Annotated in this window: 17 protein-coding genes; 5 read left to right on the top strand and 12 right to left on the bottom strand. The window is 53.3% G+C overall.

Annotation, left to right across the window (positions count from 1 at the left end; all coding sequences use genetic code 11):
• Positions 1-9: 9 nt before the first annotated feature.
• The 3 genes from fadB to DFK18_RS08805 all read right to left on the bottom strand — a co-directional run bounded on the left by fadB (position 10) and on the right by DFK18_RS08805 (position 3578).
• A complete protein-coding gene (gene fadB / locus DFK18_RS08815; protein ID WP_114417894.1) occupies positions 10-2157 on the bottom strand; it encodes a fatty acid oxidation complex subunit alpha FadB in 2148 nt (715 codons plus the stop codon).
• Positions 2158-2319: 162 nt separating this feature from the next.
• Entirely contained in the window at positions 2320-2652 is a 333-nt protein-coding gene (locus DFK18_RS08810) for a hypothetical protein (RefSeq protein ID WP_114417893.1), read from the bottom strand.
• A gap of 20 nt (positions 2653-2672) precedes the next feature.
• Positions 2673-3578 (bottom strand): LysR family transcriptional regulator, encoded by a 906-nt coding sequence (locus DFK18_RS08805; RefSeq protein ID WP_114417892.1) that lies wholly within the window; start codon positions 3576-3578, stop codon positions 2673-2675.
• A gap of 107 nt (positions 3579-3685) precedes the next feature.
• Between DFK18_RS08805 and DFK18_RS08800 the strand changes: the two genes are divergently transcribed.
• Entirely contained in the window at positions 3686-4294 is a 609-nt protein-coding gene (locus tag DFK18_RS08800; protein WP_114417891.1) for an FMN-dependent NADH-azoreductase, read from the top strand.
• Here DFK18_RS08800 and DFK18_RS08795 read toward each other — a convergent pair.
• The 5 genes from DFK18_RS08795 to DFK18_RS08775 all read right to left on the bottom strand — a co-directional run bounded on the left by DFK18_RS08795 (position 4291) and on the right by DFK18_RS08775 (position 9441).
• Positions 4291-5328: a CobW family GTP-binding protein gene (locus tag DFK18_RS08795; protein ID WP_114417890.1), complete on the bottom strand. Its 1038-nt coding sequence runs from the start codon at positions 5326-5328 to the stop codon at positions 4291-4293. The genes DFK18_RS08800 and DFK18_RS08795 overlap by 4 nt on opposite strands.
• On the bottom strand, positions 5328-5861 hold the full coding sequence (locus DFK18_RS14790; protein WP_114417889.1) for a methylated-DNA--[protein]-cysteine S-methyltransferase: 534 nt from the start codon (positions 5859-5861) through the stop codon (positions 5328-5330). The genes DFK18_RS08795 and DFK18_RS14790 overlap by 1 nt, the downstream gene beginning before the upstream one ends.
• 109 nt (positions 5862-5970) lie before the next feature.
• Positions 5971-7470, bottom strand: a complete 1500-nt coding sequence (locus tag DFK18_RS08785) for a CoA-acylating methylmalonate-semialdehyde dehydrogenase (protein WP_114417888.1) — start codon at positions 7468-7470, stop codon at positions 5971-5973.
• A 184-nt stretch (positions 7471-7654) separates the two neighbouring features.
• Positions 7655-8215, bottom strand: coding sequence for a hypothetical protein (locus tag DFK18_RS08780; RefSeq protein WP_114417887.1), 561 nt, complete (start codon positions 8213-8215; stop codon positions 7655-7657).
• A gap of 77 nt (positions 8216-8292) precedes the next feature.
• Positions 8293-9441, bottom strand: a complete 1149-nt coding sequence (locus tag DFK18_RS08775; RefSeq protein ID WP_162299741.1) for a transglycosylase SLT domain-containing protein — start codon at positions 9439-9441, stop codon at positions 8293-8295.
• 226 nt (positions 9442-9667) lie between these two features.
• Between DFK18_RS08775 and DFK18_RS08770 the strand changes: the two genes are divergently transcribed.
• Both DFK18_RS08770 and DFK18_RS08765 read left to right on the top strand, forming a co-directional pair.
• The gene (locus tag DFK18_RS08770) at positions 9668-11134 is read left to right on the top strand and encodes a hypothetical protein (RefSeq protein WP_114417885.1); all 1467 of its coding nucleotides are present in this window, start codon (positions 9668-9670) and stop codon (positions 11132-11134) included.
• Positions 11135-11136: 2 nt separating this feature from the next.
• Positions 11137-12030, top strand: a complete 894-nt coding sequence (locus tag DFK18_RS08765) for a LysR family transcriptional regulator (protein ID WP_218563925.1) — start codon at positions 11137-11139, stop codon at positions 12028-12030.
• Between the two features lie 2 nt (positions 12031-12032).
• On the opposite strand, the gene murB is transcribed toward DFK18_RS08765, so the two are convergent.
• Complete coding sequence (gene murB / locus DFK18_RS08760; protein ID WP_114417883.1) at positions 12033-13085, bottom strand: UDP-N-acetylmuramate dehydrogenase; 1053 nt, start codon at positions 13083-13085, stop codon at positions 12033-12035.
• Positions 13075-13566, bottom strand: coding sequence for a low molecular weight protein-tyrosine-phosphatase (locus DFK18_RS08755; protein ID WP_114417882.1), 492 nt, complete (start codon positions 13564-13566; stop codon positions 13075-13077). The genes murB and DFK18_RS08755 overlap by 11 nt, the downstream gene beginning before the upstream one ends.
• Positions 13567-13682: 116 nt before the next feature.
• On the opposite strand from DFK18_RS08755, the gene DFK18_RS08750 reads away from it, so the two are divergent.
• Together DFK18_RS08750 and acnB are read left to right on the top strand one after the other, a co-directional pair.
• Positions 13683-14072, top strand: a complete 390-nt coding sequence (locus DFK18_RS08750; protein WP_114417881.1) for a DUF1289 domain-containing protein — start codon at positions 13683-13685, stop codon at positions 14070-14072.
• Between the two features lie 169 nt (positions 14073-14241).
• Entirely contained in the window at positions 14242-16842 is a 2601-nt protein-coding gene (gene acnB / locus DFK18_RS08745) for a bifunctional aconitate hydratase 2/2-methylisocitrate dehydratase (RefSeq protein ID WP_114417880.1), read from the top strand.
• Positions 16843-17178: 336 nt separating this feature from the next.
• Here acnB and DFK18_RS08740 read toward each other — a convergent pair whose 3' ends face one another.
• Together DFK18_RS08740 and DFK18_RS08735 are read right to left on the bottom strand one after the other, a co-directional pair.
• Positions 17179-18096, bottom strand: coding sequence for a formylglycine-generating enzyme family protein (locus DFK18_RS08740; protein WP_162299740.1), 918 nt, complete (start codon positions 18094-18096; stop codon positions 17179-17181).
• A 614-nt stretch (positions 18097-18710) separates the two neighbouring features.
• Positions 18711-19892 (bottom strand): methyl-accepting chemotaxis protein, encoded by a 1182-nt coding sequence (locus DFK18_RS08735; RefSeq protein WP_114417878.1) that lies wholly within the window; start codon positions 19890-19892, stop codon positions 18711-18713.
• Between the last annotated feature and the right edge of the window lie 242 nt (positions 19893-20134).

Below are 20134 nucleotides of genomic sequence, written 5' to 3'. Positions count from 1 at the left end.
CCGGATCGCTCAGGCGTAAAAGGTTTCGCCTTTTTCTGCCATTTCACGCAGCTTGGCAGTGGGGGCATACAGAGGACCCAAATCGGACAGGGAATCAGCCAGTTCGACAAACTGCTTAACACCCAGGGCATCGATATAACGCAGTGCACCACCACGGAAGGGAGGGAAGCCGATGCCGTAAATCAGTGCCATATCAGCTTCTGCCGGTGTTTCCACGATGCCGTCTTCCAGGCAGCGTACGGTTTCCAGACACAGAGGCACCATCATGCGGGCAATAATGTCTTCGTCGCTCAGCTCCTGAGTTTCACGAATCAGAGGTTTAATCAGCTCGTAAGAGGACTCGTCGAGAACCTTCTTGGGCTTACCCTTGCGGTCTTCTTCATAACGATAGAAACCGGTCGCATTTTTCTGGCCCAGACGCTTGCTTTCATACATGACATCCAGAATGGTCTTGTCATCACGCTTCATGCGCTCAGGAAAGCCTTCTGCCATTACCTGGTTGGCATGCAGGGCGGTATCCAGACCCACGACATCCAGCAGGTAAGCGGGACCCATGGGCCAACCGAATTTTTCCATGACCTTATCGACACGCTGGAAATCGGCACCCTTTTCCAAGAGGCCGATAAAGCCACCGAAGTAAGGGAAGAGAATACGGTTGACCAGAAAACCGGGGCAATCATTAACCACAATCGGTGTCTTGCCCATCTGCTTGGCGTAGGCCACGGTTGCAGCGATGGCGGTCTCGGAGGATTTTTCTCCGCGAATCACTTCCACCAGCGGCATCCGGTGCACCGGATTGAAGAAGTGCATACCGCAGAAGTTTTCCGGACGCTTGAGGTTTTGTGCCAAGCTGCTGATGGAAATAGTCGAGGTATTGGAGGTAATAATGCTGTCTTCAGCGACCTGATCTTCCAGTTCTGCCAACACCGCCCCCTTGACCTTGGGGTTTTCCACGACGGCTTCAACGGTCAGATCGACATCGGCAAAATCACCGTAGGACAGGGTTGGACGAATACGCCCCATCGCCTCACCCAACTGGGCGGCAGTGATCTTCTTACGCTCCACCTGCTTGGAAAACAGCTTATTGGCTTCTTTCAGGCCCAGTTGCAAGGCATCTTCAGCAATGTCCTTCATCATGATGGGCACGCCCTTGGAGGCGGATTGATAGGCTACACCACCACCCATGATGCCGGCACCCAGAACGGCCGCTTTGCCAGTCGCTTTGACCTGTTTTTCATAAGCGGAGGCTTTTTTCTTGACCAGTTGATCGTTGAGGAAAAGACCTACCAGATTGAAGCAGACATCGGTCTTGGCCATTTTGGCAAAGGTCTTGGCTTCGACTTCCTGGGCTTTTTCACGACCGGCACTGGCACCCTTTTGAATAGCCTTGATGGCTTCGACAGGAGCAGGATAGTGAGGCCCAGCTTTACCGGCCACATAACCCTTGGCGGTTTCAAACACCATCATGGATTCAACCGGATTGAGCTTCAGGGGTGCCTTCTTCTCATCCCGGCGTGCTTGCCAGTCAAGGTTGCCTGCCAGCGCTTCATCTAGAATATCCAACGCCGTCTCGCGCAGCTGTTGCAGAGGAACCACGGCATCCACAGCACCCATCTTCAGAGCCGCAGCGGCTTTGTTTTCAGTGCCTCCGGCAATCCATTCGATAGCATTATCAGCACCGATCAAACGTGGCAGACGGACACAGCCACCCCAGCCGGGAATAATGCCCAGCTTGGTTTCGGGCAGACCGATTTTGGCACCCTCGGCCATGACCCGAAAATCCGTAGTCAGTAGCACTTCACAACCGCCACCCAGGGCCAGACCGTTAATTGCGGTCACCGTGGGGTAAGGCAGGTCTTCAATGGCATTAAAGAGTGCATGAACCTTCTGGTTCATTTCCACCAGGTAGTCTTCGGATTTACCAAACACACCATGAAACTCGGTAATATCGGCACCGACAATAAAGGCATCCTTGGCACTGCTCAGCAGCAGACCCTTGATATCTTTTTCGGCTTGCAGAGCGGCAACCGCTTCACCCAGCTCCTGAACAACCGCAGTACTGAGTTTGTTAACCGAGTCTCCCTGTAAATCAAAGGTTAGCTCAACCTTTCCGTCACTGAGGGCTTGCACCTTAATGGCTTTGCCTTGGTAAATCATCGTGTGATCTCCAGCTTTTTGTTGTAGACAAGACTGACTGAAAAACTTCAAACAAACTTTTCATACAGTCGTTTGAACTTGAGGGTAAGAGTCGTGCATCTCGGCCTGCTTGTCAAGCCAAACCCAGAGGAATTTAAGCGAGCAGAAAAAGTGTTTCGGGGATCAGGGAAGTGGTGTCAGCTGCTCAATCTGCAGGCTGCGCCCCCGGGCGGATGAGGTTTTGAAAGAACCACGAATTCTGACTTGCTGGTCAAGATGATCCCGTGCCAGCTGCTCCGGCTCCAGACCCACTCGGTTGAAAGCCTCGTCTTCCAGCCAATAGTGTTCAGGGTCTTGCCAGCCACGCACCCAACCCTCGACCTCGATCAACTGGCGGTCAAAACCTTCAGCGTGAGTTACCAGAAATCCCAGGTTAACCTCTTCAGGCTGGGGGTCGGAACAACCGCCCAGAAGAATCAGTATCCAGGCGGTGACAAGCAGTTTTTTAAGTGACAAGTTAGCAAACCTCTAGCATTTCAAAAAGCTGCCTGGCCCGGCAACCGCTCAACCAGCCAATCGATCAAAACACTCACTGCAGGCAAGAGTCCGCGCCGATGCGGATAAACCAGATGCAGGTGACTGACGGGCAACTGCCATTCTGGCAAGACCCTTTGTAAACGTCCAGTCGTCACATACTCGGTGCAAAGATCGACAGGCAGGGCAGCCACCCCCTGCCCCTGGGCTGCGGCTTCACGCAATAACCAAAGGTCATCACAAATCAGGCGGGGCTGATGCTTCCAGTGAACGACTTCCCCCGTTTTTTCTGAAGTCAGATCATAGACGTAGCGACCACTGGAATACTGCATCGACAGGCTGGACCAGGAAGCCAGTTCCGAGGGATGGCGTGGCTCCCCCTGGTGTTTAAGATAATCCGGATGCGCAAAGAGTGCCTGGCGGGAAGGGCTTAAAGGACGGGCTATCAGGGAAGAATCTTCCAGTGATGCCCTGACCCTCAAAGCCAGATCCACCTTGTCTTCCAGCAGATTGACCGGCTGGTTCGTCACCCAGATATCCACGATCACTTCCGGGTAGGCCGCCATGAATTCCGGGATCAGATGACTGAGCATATTCTGGCTGATGGCAAAGGGACAACTCAGGCGCACCCGCCCTCGCGGTCTTTCCTGAACAAACTGGGTCACCTGATCCGCCGCCTGGGCAGCCGCTCTGACAGCTTGGCAGTGAACCAAAAATTCACGGCCAATTTCAGTCAAAGTCAGCTGCCGGGTACTTCGCTGCAGCAAGCGCACTCCCTGCTCTTCTTCAAGATCGGCAATGCGGCGGCTCAGGGTGGACTTGGGAATGCCCAGCAAGCGTGCTGCCTGGCTGAAACTGCCCTGCTCGACCACCTCGGCAAAAAGTACCAGATTGGTTAGGTCTTTCATCTTTGTACCATATTTGGAACGGTTCTTCCTGATTTACCCATCTAGTCCATGAGCGCCGCTCTTTTTAGAATAGCTTTCATCATATCTAGCCAAGAGGAGCTCTACCCATGAATATTCTACAAGTCGATTCAGGTCTTTTTGCTCAGGGTTCTGTCAGCCGTGAACTCACCCAGAAAGTCAGCCAGCAGTTGCTGCAACTCAACCCCGAAGCCAGTGTCCGCCATCGCGACCTGATTGCCGATCCGATCAATCATCTGGATGCAGAAATTTTGATGGCAGGTGGTCAGGATGACCAGAAGCTCAGTCAACGCCAGAAAGACGAACTGGCCATTAGCGAGCAACTGCTCGAAGAAGTCTTTGCTGCTGATGTTCTGGTGATCGGTGCCCCTCTCTATAACTTCAGCATACCAACTCAATTGAAAGCCTGGGTCGACCGTATTGCCCAGGTTGGCCGCACCTTCCGTTACACCGAAAAGGGTCCCGAAGGGCTGCTCAAAAACAAGCGTGCCATTATTGCCTCGGCCCGTGGTGGTGTTTATTCCCAGGGTGAAATGGCCGCCATGGAACACCAGGAAAGCTATCTGAAAACCCTGCTGGGCTTTATCGGTATCACCGATGTGCAAGTGGTGCGAGCAGAAGGCCTGAACATGGGTGACGAGATTCGTGGACAAGCGCTGGATGCAGCCCACGAAGACATTCTCTCCCTGGCTTCCTAATCGCTGAACAACCCCGGGCTTTGCGGCTTGAAGACCAAAGCCAGCAGCTGGGCTTCTAGTTCAGCTGCATCCCGGGGTGTTGCTGTAATCAGTTCCAGACGTGAATCCCGGCGATAAGCCAGAGGTTCCACCACCAACTCCTGGCCGACCCGATTGAAACTCTGCCAGCGACTTGTCCCCGTGCGGAAAACCCCTTTGAGCCGCAGTACATCTTCCTGCTGATCGATCCACTGGTAGAGGCCATCTTCATCAAAGGCATCTTCCTGGTGAAACACCCAACCGTAGGTAAAGACCCCCTCGCCCTCACCACTGAGATGCACCGGCTTACGCTGCTGAGGCCAGGCAAGAAAATCCAGACCGGCTGCAGGCTTGAGCAATGAGGATTCACTGACCTGGTGACTGGCGGGCGACGGGATTTCCTGACGCTCACTGATCAACTGCTCTGCAGGTTGAAGCACTGAAGCGGGCACTTGCCCCTGGCGCACCGTGATAAGCGCCAGCTTGGGTGGAAAGAGCTGGCTGGCTGCATCCAAGGCTTTTCGGGTTTGTTCGGGAGTAGCCAAGTCCGTCTTGTTGAATACCAGAATATCGGCCAGAGAAATCTGATCCCGATAGGTTTCATGGGCCTGGATGCGCTCATCTTCCAGATGGCGTGGATCAACCAAGGTAATCATCGGGTGCAGATCGATAAATTCAGCAAACTGTTCACCCCGTAAAAGATCAAGGATGCCAGCCGGATGACCCAGTCCTGTTGGCTCGATCAGCAGGCGGTCGGGCTGGTATTTTTGCAGGAGATTAACCAGGGTGACCGAGAGAGTCAGCCCTAATGCACAGCAAATACAGCCTCCGGCGATCTCCTTGACCTGAACCCTGTCATCGGTTTCCATCAGGCTGGCGTCCACGCCGATCTGGCCAAATTCATTGACGATCAGAGCCCAGCGTTCACCTTCCGGCTTGTTTTTCAGCAGATGATTAATCGCCGTCGTTTTACCAACACCCAGAAAACCACTGATCACATGCGCGGGTATTGACATCAAATAGCTCCTTCACGCTGTAAAAGACGACGTTTCATATCCAAACCCCAGCGATAACCACCCAGACCACCGTCTTTGCGCACGACCCGATGACAGGGAACCAGAAGTGCAACCGGGTTGGCACCACAGGCCGAGGCCACGGCGCGCACCGCAGCAGGCTGCCCCACCTGCTCAGCCAACTGCGAATAGCTGCGAGTCTGACCAGCAGGGATAGTCAGCAAGGCTTCCCAGACTGCTTTTTGAAAAGCTGTGCCCTGTAGGTCCAAGGGTAGAGAGGCTATCAACTGAGGTTGCACCAGGGCTTCACTGAGCTTCTGGCACCAGAGGGTTCTCTGCCCCGGAGTTAAAGGCCGGATACCTGCTGGTTCCAGCTCCTCGCTTAACAGCTGTTCAAAAGCTGCATCCGTAGTCACCGGCTGCAAGGCAGCCAAACCCTGGGAAGTTACCACAAAAACGGCATTTCCCCAGCCGGTTTGAAACTCCCCCCAAAGAGGTCGGGATTGACTGGCTGCAATAATGGCTTTCAGAAACACGAACTCTCTCCCTGCGTGATCTGCTGGTTATCTGAGTGCTGGAATCATAACCCTTTTCCAGGCAAAAAAAAGCCCCGCAGATGCGGGGCCAAGAGCAGAGAGCAGAAGACTACTTCATGGAAATCGTGGTATTCACACCGGCAGAAATACTGTCCGGTTCGTACCAGCGCTCGGTCACGGTTTTGCTGTGTGTCCAGAATTTAACAGCTTCCTTGCCATTGGGACCCAGAGGACCCAAACGCGAACCGCGAGAACCAGTAAAGCTGAAATAGGCCACAGGCACAGGAATCGGCATGTTAATGCCCACTTGGCCCACATCAATTTCATTCTGGAATTTGTGCGCGGCCCAGCCGGAAGCGGTAAAGATGGAGGTGCCGTTTCCATTGGGGTTGTCATTGATGAACTCTATGGCCTCATCCAGGGTTTCCGCCTCGACCACACAGAGCACCGGACCAAAAATCTCTTCGTTGTAGATATCCATCTCCTTGGTCACTCCGGTAAAGACCGTTGCACCCACGAAGTTACCCTGTTCAAAACCTTCGACCACGCAATCACGGCCATCCAGAGCCAGAGTTGCCCCTTGCTGCACACCGGAATCAATCAGACGATGGATACGCTCTTTGGCCGAGGGTGAAACCACCGGGCAGATATCGGCCTTCACATTAGTACCGGCACCCACCACCATCTTCTTGGAGCGTTCGATAATCTCATCAGCCCACTGGCGAGCTTCACCCACCAGAACCACAACCGGGTTGGCCATGCAACGCTGACCAGCAGCACCAAAGGCAGAACCGATCAGGGCATCAATAGCCTGGTTCTTGTTGGCATCAGGCAGAATGACACAGTGGTTTTTAGCACCCATCATGCACTGGGCACGCTTGCCGGCATTGCTGGCATGTTGGTAGATCTGCTCGCCTACATGGCTGGAGCCGATAAAGGAAACCGCCTTGATGTGTTCATGCTGACACAGGCGAGTCGCCACTTCAGGACCACCGTGAACTACATTCAAAACACCAGGTGGCAGGCCAGCCTCATGGGCCAGCTCGACCAGGCGCAGGGTCGAAGTGGGGTCCTGCTCGGAAGGCTTGAGTACAAAGGTATTCCCTGTAGCAATAGCCACAGGGAACATAAAGCAGGGCAGCATGACCGGGAAGTTAAACGCGGTGATCCCTGCCCCGACGCCCAGAGGCTGTTTGAGGGTATAAACATTAACACCGGTGGCGACATTCTCGGCCATTTCACTCAATTGCAGCGAAGGAATCGAGCAGGCATGCTCAACCACTTCCAGACCACGACCGACTTCGCCTTCAGCATCAGGCAGGGTCTTACCATGCTCTTCGGTAATCAGGGCCGCCAGGTCTTTGGCATTATCACGCAGCAACTGCTGAAACTTGAGCATGATACGCATCCGCGCCGCCAGAGAAGTATTGCGCCAGCTCTTGTAGGCTTCCTGAGCATTATTGATGGCAGCATCCACTTCATCCAGAGTACAGAAAGGCACTCGGGCAACCACTTCCTGAGTGGCCGGATTGAGAACATCGCGCCAGTCGCCGGACTGGGAAGTGACTTTTTCGCCACCGATAATCATGGGGATTTCGCGCACAGACATGGCTTACCTCTTTCGTGGTTGTTCTTGTGGTGAAGGCTTTATTTTTAACCGTCCTTGCATCTTAGATGTCAGTCAGCATGCCTGACAAGGCATCCGAGTGCAAAGCAGCCTTGCATATATGCAAGACTGCAAACAATAAAAAAGGGACGCAAGCAGCGTCCCTTTTCCTGAAGCAAAAGCCTGCTTATTCAGTTGCTTCGTTCAGGCGGTTCAGAGCTCGCTGGCTCATGAACTGTTCGCGCATCTGAGAAGTGGTGAAAGCATCGGGCTCGGCACCAGCTGCATCAGCAACGGATTGCAGCATCTGAGTCACGCTTTCCTGACCAACAGCAACCATGGAACAGAACTGACGCTGACCTTCAATGGTGACGTACTCGGCCTTAACACGGCGGCTGCCAACCATTTCCTGGTCAACAATCTGGCGAGTGACTTCTTCAAAGTTACCACCGGTGGCCAGACCGTCTTCCTGGGTATCGATGGTGCGCTGGTAGTTTTCAGTCAGGGACTGAATCTGAGCGCCCATGGTGGTAGCCAGCTGCTGGCGAGCCGCCAGGTCTGCACGGCTGCTATCGGAGTTGATGCGACCGGAAGCAGGTACACAGCTGGTGGCAGCCAGACCATCCTGAACTTCAGGCATGAAAATCCAGCTGGGCAGAGAAGGTTCATTGTTCTCTGGGGAACTGGCACAACCGGCCAAGGCTACTGTAGCCGCCAGGGCTGATGCAGCGAAGATATTTTTTTTCATGGTGCTCTCATCCTTCCTTTTTGATAAATCCTGATGATCAGGACAGTGAAAAAACAACCGGAACCGACCGGTAGAGTTTAGTTGAATTCACGATAAGCCGCTGTGCGCTCTGCCACATGTTTCAAATAATTGCGTGTTTCTTCGTAGGGCAACTGGGCCAGCAGACGCGAGTAGACTTCACGTGGCTGCATACCGTTAATAATCCTTGCAGCTCTCGCCGGACTGGTAGAACGGCCGGTAAAGGTACGAGCCACATTGCCCGCCCCGGTATTATAGGCCGCGATCACCGCATAGAGACGGCTCTCTGGATTCTCGATCTCTCTAAGATAGCGAGAATTGAGAATATTCAAATAAACACTGCCAGCTTCAATATTATTTTCCGGATTATAAAGGTAAGCCGGACTAAAAACCCGGATTTCGCCATAAAGCTCCTGGGCTACATCTTTGCCGGCAGAACCGGGGACGATTTGCATCAACCCGAAGGCTGGAATATGTGAGCGAGCCATGGGGTTAAAACTGCTTTCACTGTGCATAATCGCCAACACCAATGCGGGTTCCACCTGATGGCGACGTGCATAGCGTTCAACCAGGGGCAGAAACTCTCTGGCCTTGTCATTTGTACGCGTTGGAGGCAAGGGTACCGTCAGTACGGTGACCTGGCGATCACCACCGCGGGGGGAAGGCTCCTGTCTTTGGGTTAACTGCGCAGCCCCCATCATCTGCTCAGCATCTTCAGGGCCAACCTCACTCAACACCCTTTTATTGCCTTCACGACCTAGAGAAGGGGAAGGCAGACCGGCTTCTTCAACGGCTCTTTGCGTCACTTCATCCCGAGCGACGGCTTCTTCTACAGGGCGTCCGAGAAGATCAACCAGCATTTCAACAGCCGTTTCAGTGGCGTTTTCCTCAGCCTCCACTTCAATGCGAATTTCATTGGCCTGATAATCAACGACACTGCGGCTGGTCTGATCGGGTGAATATTCAACCCAGGTATGCTGATCGGTAATCAAAGGCTCCTGCCAATGGCTGCGCAGTTCTTCCTGATAGGCAGAAAAGGCCTCATCAAATGCCTGCTGATAGGCCTGAAAAGCAGCATTAAAATCCTGATTGTAGCCTTGCATCTGCTGCTGGCGTTGCTGCTGGAATTCTTCAAAACTACTGGCCGTCAAACTGGCAGATGTCATGCCTAAAAGCACAGCGCTGGTCCACACAAAAACCTTTTTCACCGTCTCATCCTTAATAATCGCAACCAAAATCAGGTAATTGCAGCTGATTTTTGCCAGCCCCCAGATAAAAGTCAAGGAAAGAGGTAGCATTTCAGCATTATTTTTTACTTTTATAAAAGTTGATTAAAATCAAACATGAAAAACTGAAATTACATTGACTTCATGCCAGTGAAATCCAAAAATACTCTTCCTTACAAAAACTTGGAACTGCACCGCTGGAGTCAGCATGAAACACCCTGTCCGTGAATTACTTCTATTTTTAATTACAGGCCTGCTTTTTACCGGGTCTCTTCAGGCTGATGACTATGTCGCCACAGGTTCAACCCAAGAAGAAGCCCGCAAAAATCTGGCTCTCAGCATTCTGGCCAATGTTTCCAGTGAAGTCCGCGAAGAAACCCAGGTCAACACCCATTTCTTCAGCTCTTTTTTTACTGGCCAGTCGATTTCCGAAACCAGCGAAACCCATATCTCCAGCCGCCAGGAATCCAACATCACCCTGACCTCGGTGCGTATCTCGCCAAATCCGGAAGGCGGTTACACAGCACGCATGGACAAGGAAGCTTTTCGCCAGGATGCGCGTCAAACAGCAACAACCCTGCAAACACGCTGTGCAATCGCACAATTACCATCCAGCTGGGATCAGCTTCAGTCCACCGCGGCCACCTGCCTTTTTGAAGTGGAAACCGCCCTGGGCATGGCCAGCATTGCTGTTCCCGAGGCTGTAGAACCCCTGACCGATCTGCGCAAACAGTTGCAGGAAACAACCAGCCTGGGACGTCTCCAGGTAGCCAGCACACCCGACCGCCCTTTCCGGGTTGACCAGCGACTACGCAAGGAATCCGGCACCACCCTGCGACTACCGGCAGGCGCTTACACCCTGGTCTGGGAAGCGGGTAACGGCTATTGCCAGGCCGAACAACAGATCACGCTGGAGGCAGGGGAAACCCTCAGTGTGCATCAGCAAATCCAGGCCTACCCCCGAGTGGCCTTCAATTCTGAAACCCCCAACGCCCGCCTGGAAGTCAATGGCCAGCAGCGCCAGCTGACCCAGGCGCTGGAATTCTCCGATTGTCGCGGCAGCCTCAGTTATCGCCTGTCCAACGCCCATGATCAGGAATCAGGCAACCTGCAGCTAGAACCCGGAATGGATCGGGAAATCACCATCAACCTCCTCACCCGCCAGGATATCGACCATCTTAATCGCTTGAACACCAGCTTCCGCAATAGCCAAAGCTATCGACTGCTGCTGGGTTACAGCCACGCCAGTGATTACGACCCCAGCTATCGCTTCCGCGCAGAGCGCCTGCATTTCTTTAAAGCTCTGCGCCTGGGTTACGGGGGCATGTTCAGTTTTGGTAGCGAAAATGAAGAATACGAGCTTTACACCCAGGCCGCCCTGCAACTGACTCACTGGGGTAGCAAGCCTCTGCACCTGGGCTCCAGCCTGGGCCTTATTCCCTATGTGGGTGTCGAACTGGGGGTGGGTCGCCATGAACGCAGCTATGCAGGAGGCAGTCTTTACCGCTACGGTGAAGAAGAGGATTTCCAGAGGGATTATCTGGTCTGGCGCTATCTTCTGGGCACAGAAATCATCCTCGACCCTTCTCTGGCTTTAACCTTCCAGGGCCACTTGGGGCGCACCCAGGAGGAGTCGGCTGAATTCGCCCTGGGCATCAATTTCAAGTTCGACTGATTATGGATTGGGATGATATTCGCATTTTTCTGGAGGTTGCCCGTACCGAGCGCCTCAGCGAAGCTGCCAAACGTCTGAGAATCAATGCCTCCACGGTTTCCCGGCGTCTTCACCGCCTGGAAGCCTACTTGGAGATCCAACTCTTCGAGCGCGGCCAGGAAGGCCATCAGTTAACCAGCCAAGGGCAGCTACTGCTAGCCACCGCCCGCCAGATGGAACAGCAGGCGCTCACGGCTGGCGAGATCCTTCAGGGGCTGGGAGAAGAGCGTATCGGTTCGGTACGCATTGGCTCGACAGAAGGCTTCGGCAGTTTTTTTATCACGCCCAAGCTGGCTGATTTCTGTCGCCGCAACCCGCGCTTGGTGGTAGAACTTTTACCCATGCCGCGCTTTGTCAAACTCACCCGTCAGGAAGCTGATCTGGCGGTAACCATTGAACGCCCTCGTCATACCAGCCTGGTGGTCACCAAACTCTGCGACTATCGCCTGCACCTCTACGCTACCCAGGATTACCTGGAACAAGCACCGGAACTCAACAGCATTGAGGATCTGAATCGTCATCGCCTGATCGGCTACGTGGATGATTTGATGTTCAGTGATCAACTGAATTACATGGAAAGGTTACTACCGGATGCCCAGCCCGCTTTTCGCAGCACCAGTGTTGTGGCCCAGTACACCCAGGCCAGGGCCGGTTTGGGGCTGGCCATCCTGCCTTGCTTCCTGGCAGCAGAAGCACCGGAACTCAAACCCCTGTTAACCGACAAGATCAGCCTGACCCGCAGTTTCTGGCTGGCTGCTCAACCGGAGCGCAAACGCCTGGCTCGGGTAGAGGCCGTATGGCAGGAGTTAAAGCGACTGACCGAAGCCCACCAGGATCTGCTCATGGGCAGAGATTGAAACTAGTCCAATAACTCCGGCTCTCTCTCCAGGCGCACGCCAAAACGCTGGTAAACAGCATCGCTGATGCTTGTCGCCAACGCCAACAGTTCACTGGCCTTACCGACCTGGCTGTGGTGCACCAGCACCAGTGCCTGGCTGGCATGAACACCAAAGTGCTCCTGCCGGTAGCCCTTGTAACCGCACTGATCGATCAACCAACCTGCAGCCAGCTTGACGCCCTCTTCGGTAGGATATTGCGGCAATTTAGGCCAGTCTTTTGACAAGGCCAGAGCTTCCTCCCGGCTGACCAGGGGATTTTTGAAAAAGCTGCCCGCATTGGGAAGCTCCTGGGGATCAGGTAGTTTTTCCCGCCGGATTTCCGCCACAGTATCGGCAATAATTCGCGGCAGGGGAATGCAAGCCTGCTCCTGTTGTTGGCGCAGATCTTTTTTCGCCGCCACTCGGTCCGCCAGATCCGCATACCCTAGACAGGGCTCAGCATTTTTTTGCAAACGCAATTGCAAAGCAGTAATCACAAAGCGCCCCTTCCAGTCGCGCTTAAAGCGGCTGTCGCGATAACCCAGGGCACAGTCCTTCGCCGCCAGTTTATCCTTCCTGGGAGATGGATCATCCAGCCAGTAGCCTTCTACTGCTTCCAGACAATCACTGACTTCGCGACCATAGGCACCGATATTCTGGATCGGGGCCGCACCCGCCTGACCGGGAATCAAGGCCAGGTTTTCCAGCCCGAAAAGTCCGCGAGAGGTTGTTTCCAGCACCAGTTGATGCCAGTTATAACCGGCAGGAACCCGCAAGCTGACCGTCTGCCCTCCGGTATCCGACCAGTCCAGCGGTTCAGGTAATTGTTGCAATACCAACGCATCCAGATCTCTGGCCAAAAGCAGATTACTGCCACCGCCCAGCGGAAAAACCGCTAGCTTCTGCTGGCGGGCAAAATCCAAAGCTTCCAGCAGGGCGGCTTCTCCGCTGGCTTTGACCAGCCAGGAAGCCTTTGCCGGCAGCCTAAACGTATTCAGTAGGGTTAAGTCAGCATTTTCTTGCTTAGAGATCATGGTTCTTCCGCAGCTGAACCAGCAGGCGTTTGCAGGCGCCTTCGACCAGATCCATCACCTGGTAGAAACCACTATCGCCACCATAATAGGGGTCGGGCACTTCCTTGATGGCAGAAGGATTGAAACTCAGCAGCAGACGGATTTTATCCATCTGTTCCAATTCGGTGACCAGATCCTCGACATCAGCCTGATTCTGCTTGTCCATAACCAGCAGGTAATCAAAGTTATCCAGATCTTCTGCTTGCAACTGGCGGGCCTTGAGGGCAGACAGGTCATAGCCTCTTTCCATGGCGACTGCCTGCATGCGCTCATCCGGCGCCTTACCCACATGCCAGTCACCGGTTCCGGCCGAATCGACATGAATTTGATCACCGAGACCGGCATCCTCGACCAAACGACGGAAAACACCATCGGCAGTGGGTGAACGGCAAATATTGCCCAGACAAATAAAGAGAACGGAAACTTTTTTAGCAGTACTCATAGGCGTTGTTCTACTGGCTAACCTCTGTCGAAATATTGAAAAAAGGAAGCATTGCAAGGCATTATAAGCCACTTGCCTGTAAATTGCTGTTAACCACCTGCGACAAGTTGCTATCTATGAAATCCCCCTGCGTTGGCTTCTGCTCAACCACCTTTGGTGATCCTGTCTGCCGCGGCTGCAAAAGAACCCGAGAAGAAGTTGACGCCTGGAATCAACTGACCAGCGAACAGCAACGGCAGGTCTGGCAAAGACTCTGGCAGCAGGCGCAAGAAGTCGTGAGTCGCTACCTGAGGGTCGAGGATGCCGACCTTTTACACCAGCAACTGCTGCGCCGTGCGATTCGCCACCATCCTGATGCCCCGCCAGAAGCCTGGGTGCTGGATTTATTGCGTGTAGGCAGCGAAAAAATCCAGGATCTGCAAGCCTACGGCATCCAACGCACCCCGCAAGCCGGAGATAAAAGCCCGGCCGCCCTATTCAATCAACTCACGCAGGAACTCTTGTAGATCTCTATCAAAGGATCTACAACTTTTGCCCAACTTAACTTTGTTGACACTTTAATCTACAATGCCACCGCCTTTTAAAGGGATCGATGAAAGCATCGATTGCTTTGATTCAAGAAGAACAGGATTTTCCGCTGTCGATCGAAGCGCTAACAGATGAGGGTATAAAACCGTGCTAGAAGCTTACCGCAAACATGTCGAAGAACGCGCTCAAGAGGGCGTTCCACCCAAGCCACTGGATGCAGAGCAAACCGCTGCTTTGGTTGACCTGCTGAAGAACCCACCCGCTGGCGAAGAAGAATTTCTGGTTGACCTGATCAGCAACCGTGTTCCCCCCGGTGTTGATGAAGCCGCTTACGTTAAGGCTGGCTTCCTGGCTGCTATCGCCAAGGGCGAAGCCTCTTCCCCGCTGATCTCTGCAGAAAAAGCTGTAGAACTGCTGGGCACCATGCAGGGCGGCTACAACATCGCCACGCTGGTTGAACTGCTGGAAGATGACCAGCTGGGCGCACTGGCCGGTGAGCAACTCAAGCACACCCTGCTGATGTTCGATGCCTTCCACGACGTAGCTGACAAGGCTAAAGAAGGTAACGAAAACGCCAAGGGCGTTCTCAAATCCTGGGCTGAAGGCGAATGGTTCACCAAGAAGAACCCCCTGGCCGAAAAAATCACCCTGGCTATTTTCAAGGTGCCCGGCGAAACCAACACCGACGACCTGTCTCCAGCGCCCGATGCCTGGTCTCGCCCAGACATCCCTCTGCATGCCAACGCCATGCTGAAAATGGAAAGGGACGGCATCAAGCCTGAAGAACCCGGCGTCAAGGGTCCTATTCAGCAGATTGATGAAGTCAAAGCCAAGGGCTACCCAGTTGCCTACGTGGGCGACGTTGTTGGTACCGGTTCTTCACGTAAATCCGCAACCAACTCCGTGCTCTGGTTCTTTGGCGATGACATTCCCAACGTACCCAACAAGCGCGCTGGCGGCTTCTGCTTCGGCAACAAGATTGCCCCTATTTTCTACAACACCATGGAAGATGCCGGCGCTCTGCCCATCGAGATGGATGTTGAAAACCTGAACATGGGCGACATCGTCGATGTTTATCCTTACGAAGGTAAGGTCTGCAAGCAGGGTACTGACGAAGTGGTTTCCACTTTCGAACTGAAGACCCAGGTTCTGCTTGATGAAGTACGTGCCGGTGGCCGTATTCCTCTGATCATCGGTCGTGGTCTGACTGAAAAAGCCCGCGCCGAACTGGGCATGGGTCCTTCTGATCTCTTCAAGAAGCCTGAACAGCCTGTCGATACCGGCAAGGGCTACAGCCTGGCTCAGAAGATGGTCGGTAAAGCCTGCGGCATGGAAGGTGTTCGTCCTGGTACTTACTGCGAACCCAAGATGACGACCGTTGGTTCTCAGGACACCACTGGTCCTATGACCCGTGATGAACTGAAAGACCTGGCTTGTCTGGGCTTCCAGGCTGATCTGGTGATGCAGTCTTTCTGTCACACTGCTGCTTATCCCAAGCCCGTTGACGTTAACACTCACCACACTCTGCCTGACTTCATCATGAATCGTGGTGGTGTTTCCCTGCGTCCTGGCGACGGTATCATCCACTCCTGGCTGAACCGCATGCTGCTGCCTGACACCGTGGGTACCGGTGGTGACTCCCACACCCGTTTCCCTCTGGGTATCTCCTTCCCAGCAGGTTCCGGTCTGGTCGCCTTTGCTGCAGCTACCGGCGTTATGCCTCTGGACATGCCTGAATCTGTTCTGGTTCGCTTCAAGGGCGAAATGCAGCCAGGTATCACCCTGCGCGACCTGGTTCACGCCATTCCTTACCAGGCGATTCAAGACGGTCACCTGACTGTTGAGAAAAAAGGCAAGAAGAACATCTTCTCCGGCCGCATCCTGGAAATCGAGGGCCTTGAGCACCTGACTGCCGAACAGGCTTTCGAACTCTCCGATGCTTCTGCCGAGCGTTCCGCTGCCGGTTGTACCATCACTCTGTCCGAAGATTCCGTGGCCGAGTACCTCAAGTCCAACATCACCCTGCTGCGTTGGATGATCAGCAACGGTTACGGCGATCCTCGTACTCTGGAGCGTCGCGCCAAGGCAATGGAAGATTGGCTGGCCAATCCTTCTCTGATGCGCGCTGACAAAGATGCTGAATATGCAGCCGTTATCGAAGTCGATCTGAACGAAATCAAAGAACCTATTCTTTGTGCACCTAACGACCCAGATGACGCACGCAAACTGTCCGACGTTGCTGGCCAGAAGATCGATGAAGTCTTCATCGGCTCCTGCATGACCAACATCGGTCACTTCCGTGCTGCGGGTAAACTGCTGGAAGCCAACAAGGCTGAGCTGCCCACACGTCTGTGGCTGTCTCCGCCCACCAAAATGGACCAATACCAGCTGACCGAAGAAGGCTACTACAGCATCTACGGCAAAGCCGGTGCGCGCATGGAAATGCCCGGTTGTTCCCTGTGTATGGGTAACCAGGCTCGCATTGCGCCCAAGTCCACTGCGGTTTCCACATCAACCCGTAACTTCCCCAACCGTCTGGGTGATGGTGCGGATGTATTCCTGGCTTCTGCTGAGCTGGCTGCTGTTGCTTCCATCATGGGCAAACTGCCAACTCCAGACGAATACCTGGAAAAAGCATCCAACATCAACACCATGGCCAGCGAAGTCTATCGCTACCTGAACTTCGACCAGATCGAAGAGTATCAGAAAGCAGCTTCTTCAGTGATTCCTGTCGCCCAGGAAGCCTGATCGGCCAAAAAAAGAGACAGCCTTTGAGGCTGTCTCTGGTTAAAAACCGCCCTGCTTCGGCAGAGGCGGTTTTTTTATGGCTGGCCTTACAGATGTTGATCTTTCTTAATCACAAACCTCAGTTTCTTCTACTAGCAGTTCCTTATAGTTTTATTTAAGGATGCATCCAATTGTCATTTTTAGTAGAGCTGACAAAAAGCCCCTAAAATAATTAGCAACGACCAAAATACTCAAACCTGTAAAAAGTTCTCAATAGGGGCTAAGCTCCCATACCTCAGCCTGAAGGCACTGCCGCGTCCTCAGGCCTAAGGGTAAAAAATCCCATATATATAAACCCTAATGCGACCTGGATAGACGAAAGCCGCTGCCGATGAACCTGACAGCGTGATGGCTTTTAAAGCGATAGGCCGAGCGCACATCCTCGCCATCAGAGCCCCAACTGCCGCCGCGCATCACACGGAAATCGCACTGTCCGCTGGTGCGGGCGCTTCCATCGCTGGGCGCACCCCGGTGGCTATTGTTCCAGCAATCCTGTGTCCATTCCATCACATTGCCTGCCATGCTGTGCAGGCCAAAGGCATTGGGTGCAAAACTATCTGCGGCCACCAGTCGCTCACGGAGGTTGCCCTTTGGGCAGCCTGTAGCGGGGTGACGGCCATCAAAATTGGCCTGTGCAGTGGTGATGCAATTGCCGGTATAAAAACGCGTACGGGTGCCAGCACGGGCAGCGTACTCCCATTCTGCCTCGCTGGGTAAGCCCCACCCACCACCATGGTGGGTGTTCAGCCAGTCAACCATCGCCTGGGCATCATTCCAGGAAACCCTCTCCACGGGGGCAGCATCACCTTGATTGTTGTAGTGCATAAAGTCATCCGTGATCAATCTGGTGCGGCCACTAGCGACAATGTACTGCTTGAACTGCCCCAGTGTCACTGGAGTTTTACCCATCTGGAAAGCGCTGATGCTCACCTGGCGTTGAGGGGTTTCATTATTTTTGGCATCAGGGTCAGGCGTGCCGCAGTTAAGCTGAATAGGGTCTTGGCCTAAAAACTGGCGACGCTTGTTTTCCTCTTTCTGGGCATCCGTCATTGCACATGAGCCCATGGTAAAGCTACCAGCAGGGATATCCACCATAATGATACCAAAAGGACCACTGTGCTCTGCAGCCTGGGCGCTGTTGAACCCCGGGTTGATAACCATCAGCAAAATAGCAACCAGTAGTGATAGATTAAAGAATAAGCCTTGCTGTTGCATTTTAATCTCCATTTTTACAACTTTTTAAATAATAATTCTAAAACTAGATTCTGTTCGAGTAGTGTTAAAATGTCTACGCCTTAGATTCATAGAATAACTGCAACACTGCATCACAGGGTAGAGGAAGGAGGGCCAGTGCCGGAACCCTTCTAACATTCACTAAGGCCCTACAGTCTGGTCAGAATATCAATAGCAAAGATGGCTTACTGTTACCGCTAATCAACAGATTACCGAGATGGCTTTAGTGACGAAATGGACAAATACATGGAACAAAATACCAAACCTAACCGTAAAACGGTGCTTCCATAAAACCATTAATATCGCTTCTAGACGTATGATCTGGATACTCCTCGCGGATGCCGCTGCACTTTAGTCTAGTGGTTCAATGATTCTGGACACCAATGTAGGTCGTCGGATCACTTTAATAGAAAGTAGTTATTGAATTTCTACTTAAAGCCAAGCTTTTTACTCCGGTAATTAGACCGAAACATAATTAAGAATAGGTGAAAGATCCAGATCATTTAACCGAGTTTTAGCCTAAACATTCTTGTATTAAATTCATATCATCTGGTTAAAGCAAGAATTGTCGAATAGGTGGATTGATACCTCCTCAGTTAACAACGAAAATCCGCGACCAAGCCCTGCAGCCGTGCAGACAGGCCTTGCAGGGAAGCGCCCGAAGCCTCCAGCTGTTCAGCTTCATCGGCACTGGTCGCCGCATCAGCAGCCATTCTTGCCACCTGTTGTTCCAACTCATCCAGGGAATCCTTTTGTCGGTGACTCACCTCCACCAGCAATTGGGCAGCTGAGGAAAGACCGGCTACCGTGGAGATAATCCCTTCCAATGCCTTGCCTGCCTCGCCGGCTGCTTCCACCCCGGAGCGTGCTTTTTCGCGTCCGGCCAGCATGCGTTCAGCCGCCTTGCGCGAATCCGCCTGCAGATTTTCGATCTGCTCATGAATACCCGCGGTGGCTTCCTGGGTTCGGGTAGCCAACTGGCGCACTTCATCCGCCACTACGGCAAAACCGCGCCCCGATTCCCCGGCACGGGCTGCCTCTATCGCAGCATTCAAGGCCAGCAGGTTGGTTTGCTCGGCAATGCCACCAACAACATCGAGCACCTGCCCGATTTCGCCGGTTTGTTGTTCCAGTAGAATCACGGCTTCACCCGCTTCTTCCATTTCATCCGCCAGACGGGTCAGGCCCTGTAGGGTTTGCTGGATGGTGGTGTAGCCTTCCTGAGCCTGAGTATCCGCTTCTTCTGCTGTTTGCATCACGGCTTGATACTGAGTCAGAGCCTGCTGCATCTGCTCACCCAGATCATTCAATGCGCTCCGGGCAGCCTGACTACTTTGCTGCTGTTCGGTCACTCTTTGCCGGGTGCTGGTGCCCTTGTCAGCCATGGTATCCACTGCCTCCGACAAGGCTACAGAACCGGATTGCAGTTCCCCGACCAGAACGCGAAGATTAACCACCATGCGATTAACGCTATCGATGATTTCCCCGAGCAGATCAGCACTGGTCAGGGAGCATTCGCGGGAGATATCGTGTCGACTCACCGCCTGGGCAACCTCGGCAATCTGCTGCATCTTGTTTAAGAGTAGCCGCCTGACCAGCCAATAGTTGAAAAGGCCGATTGATAGGCCGGCCAGGATACAACCCAGTTGAAACCAGACCTGCATGCCGGCTTTCCAATCCACAAAAAATTGGGCATAGAGGGGAAACACCAGCCCCATTAAAAGACCAAATGCCAGAAAGGCATACAAGAGTCGGCGCAGCAGGCTTGCTTTCATCATCAGCTCTCCTTGATTTAGCACTCACTTATTTATACATCACCTCTGCGCAAATAGGCAGGGCAAGCCAGCACATATTTCATAACATCAAGTGCACCACCACTTGCGAAAGCCTACTGCCATCCCCATCTATAGCTGGAGCAACCAGCCTGACTGGCTGCAAGTCCTCCAAGGACACCCTGGGCACTTGTTTATGCACAAAGACTTGCAGTCCTGCTTCTTGCAATACTGATCCATATCAATCA

The sequence above is a fragment of the Marinospirillum perlucidum genome, from assembly GCF_003336805.1.
Lineage (GTDB): Bacteria > Pseudomonadota > Gammaproteobacteria > Pseudomonadales > Halomonadaceae > Marinospirillum > Marinospirillum perlucidum.
The sequence above is the reverse complement of the archived record's forward strand: the minus strand, read 5'-3'. Positions and strand labels throughout refer to the sequence as shown.

Coding starts and splice junctions, on each gene's coding strand:
- fadB (WP_114417894.1), bottom strand. CDS start 2,157: ATGATTTACCAAGGCAAAGCCATTAAGGTGCAAGCCCTCAGTGACGGA.
- DFK18_RS08805 (WP_114417892.1), bottom strand. CDS start 3,578: ATGAAAGACCTAACCAATCTGGTACTTTTTGCCGAGGTGGTCGAGCAG.
- DFK18_RS08800 (WP_114417891.1), top strand. CDS start 3,686: ATGAATATTCTACAAGTCGATTCAGGTCTTTTTGCTCAGGGTTCTGTC.
- DFK18_RS08795 (WP_114417890.1), bottom strand. CDS start 5,328: ATGTCAATACCCGCGCATGTGATCAGTGGTTTTCTGGGTGTTGGTAAA.
- DFK18_RS08785 (WP_114417888.1), bottom strand. CDS start 7,470: ATGTCTGTGCGCGAAATCCCCATGATTATCGGTGGCGAAAAAGTCACT.
- DFK18_RS08780 (WP_114417887.1), bottom strand. CDS start 8,215: ATGAAAAAAAATATCTTCGCTGCATCAGCCCTGGCGGCTACAGTAGCC.
- DFK18_RS08770 (WP_114417885.1), top strand. CDS start 9,668: ATGAAACACCCTGTCCGTGAATTACTTCTATTTTTAATTACAGGCCTG.
- DFK18_RS08765 (WP_218563925.1), top strand. CDS start 11,137: ATGGATTGGGATGATATTCGCATTTTTCTGGAGGTTGCCCGTACCGAG.
- murB (WP_114417883.1), bottom strand. CDS start 13,085: ATGATCTCTAAGCAAGAAAATGCTGACTTAACCCTACTGAATACGTTT.
- DFK18_RS08755 (WP_114417882.1), bottom strand. CDS start 13,566: ATGAGTACTGCTAAAAAAGTTTCCGTTCTCTTTATTTGTCTGGGCAAT.
- DFK18_RS08750 (WP_114417881.1), top strand. CDS start 13,683: ATGAAATCCCCCTGCGTTGGCTTCTGCTCAACCACCTTTGGTGATCCT.
- DFK18_RS08740 (WP_162299740.1), bottom strand. CDS start 18,096: ATGCAACAGCAAGGCTTATTCTTTAATCTATCACTACTGGTTGCTATT.
- DFK18_RS08735 (WP_114417878.1), bottom strand. CDS start 19,892: ATGATGAAAGCAAGCCTGCTGCGCCGACTCTTGTATGCCTTTCTGGCA.